General features: G+C 68.1%; 5 protein-coding genes. 1 reads left to right on the top strand and 4 read right to left on the bottom strand.

Annotated features, from left to right (window positions below; all coding sequences use genetic code 11):
* Positions 1–453: 453 nt before the first annotated feature.
* The 3 genes from EV652_RS42730 to EV652_RS42720 all read right to left on the bottom strand — a co-directional run bounded on the left by EV652_RS42730 (position 454) and on the right by EV652_RS42720 (position 2,913).
* Positions 454–1,293 carry a class I SAM-dependent methyltransferase gene (locus EV652_RS42730; protein ID WP_132216875.1) on the bottom strand — a complete coding sequence of 280 codons (840 nt, stop codon included), beginning with the start codon at positions 1,291–1,293 and terminating at the stop codon, positions 454–456.
* A 154-nt stretch (positions 1,294–1,447) separates the two neighbouring features.
* Entirely contained in the window at positions 1,448–2,011 is a 564-nt protein-coding gene (locus EV652_RS42725) for a cysteine dioxygenase (protein ID WP_132216873.1), read from the bottom strand.
* A complete protein-coding gene (locus EV652_RS42720; RefSeq protein ID WP_132216872.1) occupies positions 2,008–2,913 on the bottom strand; it encodes an amidohydrolase family protein in 906 nt (301 codons plus the stop codon). Before EV652_RS42720 ends, EV652_RS42725 begins: the two co-directional genes overlap by 4 nt.
* Positions 2,914–3,014: 101 nt before the next feature.
* Here EV652_RS42720 and EV652_RS42715 point away from each other — a divergent pair, with 101 nt between their 5' ends.
* A complete protein-coding gene (locus EV652_RS42715; RefSeq protein ID WP_132216870.1) occupies positions 3,015–4,025 on the top strand; it encodes a LacI family DNA-binding transcriptional regulator in 1,011 nt (336 codons plus the stop codon).
* A 143-nt stretch (positions 4,026–4,168) separates the two neighbouring features.
* On the opposite strand, the gene EV652_RS42710 is transcribed toward EV652_RS42715, so the two are convergent.
* Entirely contained in the window at positions 4,169–7,021 is a 2,853-nt protein-coding gene (locus EV652_RS42710; protein WP_242002343.1) for a M36 family metallopeptidase, read from the bottom strand.
* Positions 7,022–7,200: the final 179 nt, after the last annotated feature.

The following is a 7,200-nucleotide window of genomic DNA, read 5'->3' as shown; positions in this document are numbered from 1 at the left end:
ACCTTCCCATCTGATGGAACTACGGCACCCGCCCGGCGAAGTACTGGCACTGGCGGGCGATCCGACGGTGTAATCCCTTCCCTTCTCTCTCGAACAACAACTACCTACTGCTACAGCAACTACAAACAGCAACTACGACTACGACCTGCAACAGCTACTTCCATCCGACAAGCCTGGAACCCTTTCCAACCATTGGCTCCAGCGACTCTGACCGGATCCTGGCGTGAAACCCGAGCCCCTTCACTGATCGGCCCGGCGGAGTCCGCCGTCCTACCTACTTCACAATCACACTCTTGGACAGAACGTTAGCTGTCCACGTCAGCTTCGCTGTTCTTCTCTGTCAACACGAGGAACACTACACACTCCACCTCGCAATGTCTAATCCCGCCACCACAGATATTCAGCGAGTCGCGGCAGAGCTTCGAGCTGCTGCCAGCCGGTCGGCGGACCGGGCTATGCGTGCTCTCCGACTTCGGCCAGGCAAGCAACTTGCCCCACACCGAGTAGCAGGGAACTCGCCTGCACGAGCTCCGGATAGCTGTCCGCGAGCCGGGAACACTCCAGCGCGGTCCGGAGCGGATCCGGCTCCTGCAGGCTGTCCGGCAGCGGCCGGCCGTTGTAGTGGGCATCGATCATCACGGTCAGCCAGCCACCCGGACCGGTCAGGCCGTGGATCGTCACACTCCGCAGCCCTACGTTGGTCAGCTCGGACCGCAACTGCGCGACGGTGTGGTACGTCGTGTGCGCCATCCGGTCGTTCCGCGGACTGAAGCCGTCGCGCAGGATGTCCGTCACCACCCCTTGGCGCTCGATCAGGGTGTTGGCCAACGTCGAGCCGATCAGGTTGGCGGCGCGGTTGATCGCGATCACCGCGACGAACCCGCCGAGCTTGGTCACCCGGACCGCCTCGCGTAGTGCGAGCCGTCGCTCGGACGCCTCCGTCAGGTGGTACATCGGCCCGGCGAGAAAGGCAGCGTCGAACTCCTCGTTGTCCCACGGCAGTCTCCGCGCATCCCCCAGTACGGCGCTGATCCCTGCGGCCGCCGCCTGGTGGACGTGCCGTTCGACCGGGTCGAGCAGCTCGACGTCATACCCACGACCCTGCAGCCAGCTCGCGTGAATCCCAGGGCCGCCGCCGATGTCCGCGACCGTCGCGGGTGGTGGTGGCAGGTATCGGCCGAGCAGGTCCTGGACCCGCGCGAGCTCCAGTCGCCCTTTGATCGTCGAGCCCAGCCGGCTCGCTTCGTCATAGCGCTCGGTGTAGTGCTTCTCGAGCTCCACGTGCGTCGTCATGGCAAGCGAGTCTGGACACGATTCACCACTTGGAGCAGGGCAGATCGCGGGGCAACCCGGGGCAGATTGAAAGGCCCGGCGTCCGGAGCCTGTTGGCTGCTGGACGCCGGGCCGTTGGGCAGGCCTGCCTGGTGAACGGGCCTGACCGGTCTGGTTAGTCGAGGGGGCGGAGTTCGTCGGCGTAGGAGACGGAGACTCGGCGGAGTACGCCGTCCTTGACTGAGTACTGGCCCATCCGCCACAACGGCGGGCTGTAGGCGTGGACGGTGACGCTGCCCTTGTCCAGGCCGGTCAGGCGGTGGATGTGGTCGGGGCCGAAGCCGTACACATCGCCGGCCTCCACCTCGGTCTCGATCGACTCGGTGCCGATGGCCAGGTTGTGTTCGACGAGTTTGCCGCGCGCCACCGCGACCGCGCCCGACGAGACGTCGTGGTCGTGCCAGCCGGTGTCGTTGACCGGCGTCCAGCAGATCAGCCAAACGTCGACGTTGGCGTCGCGGTGCAGCGAGGCGAAGACGCGCTCCTCGTCGCTGTAGGCGACCTGGTCCTCCCACAGATGCGGCTGGGCGGCGATCGATGCGGCCAGTTCGGACAACTCGGTGGGATCCAGGTCCCGGCCCGGAAGGTTGTCCAGCGACAGACAGTCGTTGAGCTCCACGAGCCGGCTGGCCTGGCGCGCTGGTACGACTGGAACGTCGGTGATGGGCTGAGCAGTCACTGCACTCCCCTCTCAGGAGATGGTGTGCCGGCCCCGTACAGGAGCCGGTGTGGATTGTCGTGGCGGATCACCGCGGTCGCGGCGGCGCCTTGGCGGTGGTCGGTGATCCCGGCGTACGGCCGGTCGGTGCCGTGCACGACCTGGTCGATGCCGAGGATCCGCGCGACCGCGTCGATGCCCTGCGGGCCGTAGCTCGAGGTGTCGACGTACAGGTTGGGGTCGATGGTGCCGAGCCGGCCGCCGCGGGCAGCCAGGCGTTCGTGGTGCACGGGCGCGAGTCCGGCCGCGGCGGCGAAGCACAGTCGCAACCGCGGGAACTCGCGGCGTCCGCCGTACGCATGCCAGGCCCACCACGCGGCCTGCAACTGGTTCGCGTAATCGACGACCGGGGCCCACCAACCGGGAGCCGCCTCGACCGGCTGGGCGATGCCGGGGTGGACGAGGATCGGCTTGTTCAAGCGCTCCAAGGTTGCGAGGAGTTCACTCTGCGCGGCCCATCCGCCCGGCGTACCGAGGACGTGTGCGGGCAACTGCAGACCGAGAAACCCGTTGCGCAGCAGGGATTCCACGCCTTCGAGGTCGGACTCGAGGAGATCGACGGATGCCCAGGCCTTGAAGGGCTCCGGCAGTGCGGCCGCGCCGATGTGCCACGCGTCGAGGAGCGCGTGATCACCCAGGTGCTCGATGCCGAGCGGACTCGACAGCGACACCACGGCAAGCGTCGTACCGGTGTCCTGCTCCAGGGCGACCCGCTTGTCGATCGCATGCGCCGCCGGGTCGATCTCGTACGGCGCCTCGGTCGCGGTGTGCAACGTCCAACCGTCGAGGTACGGCGCGGTGTCGCGAGCCCGGAGGCGGTCGACGAACTCGGCCGGCCACAGGTGCTGGTGAACGTCGATCACGACTCACCCCCAGATTGAAGCGCTTCAGGATGTCTAGAGTGAAGCGCTTCAAAGCCACCGTTGTCAAGCTTCTGTCCGCGCAACGGGCTAGGGTTCGACCCATGTCCGGAAACGGCCGGAGGCCAACCCTCAAGGACATCGCTGCGGAGACCGGTCTCTCGATGGCGGCCGTGTCCTATGCGCTGCGCGGCCTGCACGGGACGCCGGAGACCAGGCAGCGAGTCCAGGACGCCGCGGATCGGCTGGGCTACCAGGCCGACCCGGTCGCCCGGGCGCTCGCCTCCGGTCGCAGCGGCTCGGTCGGCGTACTCTGCGCGTCCCTGGAAGACCTGTGGCAGCAGCGTCTCGCGGCCGCGCTCGGCCGGGAGCTGCTGGCGCCGGACCGGAACGCCTGGATCATCGACTCGGCCGGCGACGCCGGCCGCCAGCTCGAGCTCGCCCAGCACCTGGTCGACCACCGCGCCGACGCGATCGTGGTGATCCCGATCAACCCGGCCGAGAAGGGCTGGGCCAAGATCGCCCAGCAGGCCCCGGTGATCGCGATCGGCGACGCGCTGCCGGGCGCCAAGGCGAAGTCCGAGGTGGTGTTCGACAACGAGACCGGTGTCAGTACGGCGCTGGGCCGGCTGGCCGAGGCGGGTCATCGGACGGTGGCGATGCTCAGCCCGTCGAGCCGGTTCGAGACCGAGCGACCGGCCGAGGAGATCGCCCAACGGGTCGCGTCCGGGCTGAAGCTGAAGCTCCGCATCGTCTCGAGCCCGCACGATCTGGCCGGCGCCACCAAGGTCGCCCGCGATCTGCTCAGTGACAGCCCTCGGCCGACCGGCATCCTGGCGCTCGCCGACTCGCTGGCCTACGGCGTGTACGCCGCCAGCCGCGAGCTCGGCCTCCGCATCCCGGACGACCTCTCCCTGCTCGGGTACGACGACCAGCCGCTGTCCCAGCTGCTCACGCCGCCGTTGTCCACCTTCCACTGGCCGCTCAACGACCTGGTCGCCGACGTCGTGGCCCGCGTGACCTCTGCCGTCGACACCAACCGTCGCGTCCGTCGTACCACCGTCGTGCCGACCCTGATCGAGCGTGGCTCGGTCGCCGCCCCGCCCACGAACTGAGCGCGACGACGACCTCTGAGCCACAACATCCACACCGCGAAACTAGACTAATTCACTGCACTTACTTCCCGCTGTCCATCATGTGGAAAGCCGGAAGGCCGGTCGAGCGGGTGCTCGACCGGCCTTCGCGGGGGTGGTGCGGGTTACTTCGTACCGAAGACCTGCAGTTCGGTCATGTCGGTGAACTGGCAGCCGCTGAACGCGCCGGCGGGGCAGTTCGTGGCGAAGTCGGGCACCTGCGGGCTGAGCATCCAGAACCGCACGTACTGGACCCCGGTCGCGTTGCCGGTCGGGGTGACCAGGTTGTACTTGCCCCGGTTCGCCGCGGTGAACTCACCCTCCTGAGCGACCGCCCAGGTGGTGCCGTCGGCCGACGTCTCGATCTTGTACTTGCCGGTCGAGGCGCTGCCCGGGTCACCACAGGTGTTCGACGGGTCGACGTTGAACGCGCTGATGTTCACCGCCGACGGCAGCTTGATGTCGACGTGCTTCGGGACCATGACGTTGGTCGGCGTACCGGCGTCGTCACCGGTCGTGCTGCCCCAGCCGGTGCCCTGTGCGTTGTCGATCGCAGCGCCCGGACCACAGCCGTAGGGGGTGAAGTCCGGACCGTTGAAGTCGACCACCGAACCACCGCCGGATGCGGCAGCCCAGTTGCGGCGCGGCGCGAAGTCGGCCGTGGCGCCCGGCTTGACGGTCACCGGCTGAACGATCAGCTCGTAGCCCGGAGCGGACACGACGACCTTCGGGTAGGTGCCCGGGGCAACACCGCTGATGCTGAACTTGCCGGTCGCGTCGGTGGCGTCGGAATAGTCACCCGCGTAGCCGGAGGAGTGCCCGCCGACGTAGACCAGCGCACCGGCCACCGGAGCACCGGTGTCCTTGTCCGTCACGGTGCCGCTCAGGGTCGTGGTCGCACCCGTCGGCGGCTTGTGGAAGTCCTCCGCCGGGAACGCGTCGCCGCTGTCGACGACACCGGCGTACCAGCCCATGCCGCGGTTGGCGAAGACGGTCCAGATGATGCCGGCATTCTTGCCGCCGCTGGCGACCAGGTCGGCCTGCACGATCGCGTTGCGCATGTCGAGCATGGTCGGGTCGTTCGGCGACAGCTCCATCGCACGGGTGATCAGGCTCAGCGCGTAGCTGCGGCCGAACCGCTCCCGCAGATCCCACAGCGTCTGCGCCCAGACCTCACCGGACGAGTGCACCTCGGGCGCACCGCCGATGGTCGGGAAGTCGCCGTAGGTGTAGCCGCCCTTCGAGCCGTCCGGCTGGATGCAGTTCGGGCTGACCGCCTTGACCCGGCAGTCGATCGCCTGGGTCCGGAACAGCTGGCCGTGGCTGACGTACTTGCCCTCGAGGACCTCGCCCGGAGCCGTGGTGTCCTTCTCCAGGTTGTGCGCGACCAGGTAGTCCATCGCGTAGAAGTCGCTCCACGCCTCGCCCATCGAGCCGGCCTGGATGCTGTTCAGCGTCGAGTTGCCGGTGGGGTCGATGACCAGGCGGTTGGACAGACCGTGGGTGTACTCGTGGTACAGGATGCTCGCGTCGTTGCCCGAGCTGCTCGGCACGTAGCCGTCCTGCTCGTCGCTGGCACCCGGCGCGTGGAACAGGTACATCTGCATGGTCGGCGGGGTGCCGTCCGGCGGGGTGTTCATGTTCGCGTTGTTGACGTGGTTGGCGTCCGGACCGCCGTTGGCGGCGGTGGCCGCGCCGTCCAGCGCGTTCAGCAGCACCGGGTCGTCGCCCGCGGCGTCGAACGAACCGGCCGCCGGGGTGAAGCTGATCGGCGGCTTGGCCAGCCAGTCGTGGAAGTTGCTGGCCAGGTAGAACGCGTTCGTGACGTCCTGGTTCATGTTCGCCTTCCAGGAGTCCGGCTTGGCCGGGTCCCAGGTGCAGATGAACGAGGTCGAGCAGAACGACGAGGCGCTCGGGAACGACACCAGCTTGTACTCGGCGGTGGTCTTGGTGCCCGGCACCTTGACCGTCTCACCGGCGTCCGGCTGGTTGTTGTCGTTGACATCCGCCCAGGCGGCGACCGACGTACCTTCGAGCAGCGTCTTGGCGTTCTTCGGCAGCCACTTGTTGTAGATCAGGTTCTCGACCCGCTGCGTGCCGCCCTTGGCCGCACCCGGGTAGTTGTCCTGCACCAGCGCGTCGCCGTTGCCCTCGCTGGACAAGTTCCGGCGGTAGAGCACGCTGCCGGTCTGGGCGTCGATGACGTGGGTGTAGATCTTGGTGCCGCCGGTGTTGACGTAGGTCATCCAGCCCTTGCGCAGCCCGTCGGCGGTGTGGAACCACACCTGCTTCGAGGTGTCGCCGTTGCTCCACTTGGTGGTCACACCGGTCGCCTTGGCCGTCGCGGACTTCGCCGTACCGCCGATGTCCTCGGCCGCGGCGGTGCGAGCCTCCGCCGCGGTGACGTTCGGCGCGGCCGCGGCGGACCGGGCCTGAGCCTGCGAGGTGAGGCCGGCCACCGGTGCGCCCATGACCGAGATCAGCTGGCCGTTCTTGGTGACGTTGGCCTTCAGGCCGTTGCCGAACACCTCGACGCCGTCCACCACCTGGGTCCAGAACACGTGGTGGGTGCCGAGGTCGTCGACGTAGTCCTTGCGCAGCTTCAGTGTGGCCAGGTCGGCCTCGGCGAGCTTGAAGACCTCGGGGTGCGCCTTCACGTAGTTCAGCGCGACGTCCTGGGCCTTCTTGGCGCTCTTACCGGTCAGGAAGCCGTCCAGCTTGGTCACCTGGGCCGGGGTGCCGGTGTTCGGGTCCACCTCGACGACGCCCTGGGTGCCGAGCGAGTTGCGGAACTTCTCCGACGCGGCGGTCTCCTTGCCGGCCACCTTGGCGGCGCGGGCATAGGTGGTCCTGGCACTCGGGGTGCGGGCGTCGTAGTTGCCCTTTTGTTCCTTGCCCCCGACCTTCTCGGCCGGGGCTGACTTGCCCTGGTCCGGTCCGGCCGTCTGCGAGGCCGTGGCGCCGCCGGCGGCGCTCACGACCAGCACAGTGGCGGCGGAGACGGCGGTGGCTGCCAGGAGCCCCCGCCCTCTGCGTGATGAGATCACTGCAACGCTCCATGGAGTTTGTCTGCGCGGATCGCCCTCCACGACCCGTCCGGGGGTGACCTTAAGCCGGACCGAGGCCCCGGGGAAGGGAAATCACCGGAATGGCGTGG

This window comes from Kribbella steppae (genome assembly GCF_004342025.1).
Taxonomy (GTDB): domain Bacteria; phylum Actinomycetota; class Actinomycetes; order Propionibacteriales; family Kribbellaceae; genus Kribbella; species Kribbella steppae.
Note: the sequence above shows the minus strand (reverse complement) of the source record. Positions and strands in the feature narration are given on the sequence as shown.